The 829-nt window shown below is 55.1% G+C and carries 1 protein-coding gene; it reads left to right on the top strand.

Annotation, left to right across the window (positions count from 1 at the left end):
• The coding region (locus ACTJIK_RS25715; protein WP_440650473.1) for an HYR-like domain-containing protein at window positions 1-829 on the top strand (829 nt) is incomplete at both ends.

Below are 829 nucleotides of genomic sequence, written 5' to 3'. Positions count from 1 at the left end.
TCACCAGGCGCCAGGATACGATCCGTGCGGCCGGTGCATGTCTGAATAACTATCAACTCCGCCGTGTGTGGATCGCTACCGATGTGTGCGGTAACCGTGATTCGGTGATACAGATCATCACCGTGCAGGATACAAGACCACCGGTGTTCACAACGCCAGCTCCTGCAAATGCAACCGTCGAATGTAGCGCTATCCCGGTTCAGCCGAATCTGACGGCCAATGATGCCTGCATGGGTTCCGTAACGGTCACCAGGCGCCAGGATACGATCCGTGCGGCCGGTGCATGTCTGAATAATTATCAGCTTCGCCGTGTGTGGATTGCTACCGATGTGTGCGGTAACCGTGACTCCGTAATACAAATTATCACTGTACAGGATACCCGTCCGCCAGTGTTTACTACTCCTGCTCCTGCTAACGTGGTTGTAGAATGTAGTGCCATCCCGGTTCAACCGGATCTGACAGCCAATGACGCCTGCATGGGTGCTGTGACGATCACCAAACGCCAGGATACTGTGCGGGCTGCCGGTGCATGTCTGAATAACTACCAGCTCCGCCGCGTGTGGATTGCTGCTGATGTGTGCGGTAACCGTGATTCCGTAATACAAATTATCACCGTACAGGATACCCGTCCGCCAGTGTTTACTACTCCTGCTCCTGCTAACGTGGTTGTAGAATGTAGCGCTATCCCGGTTCAGCCGAATCTGACGGCCAATGATGCCTGCATGGGTGCCGTAACGGTCACCAGGCGCCAGGATACGATCCGTGCGGCCGGTGCATGTCTGAATAACTATCAACTCCGCCGTGTGTGGATCGCTACCGATGTGTGCGG

The organism is Chitinophaga sp. 22620, assembly GCF_052044405.1.
Lineage (GTDB): Bacteria > Bacteroidota > Bacteroidia > Chitinophagales > Chitinophagaceae > Chitinophaga.
Note: the sequence above shows the minus strand (reverse complement) of the source record. Positions and strands in the feature narration are given on the sequence as shown.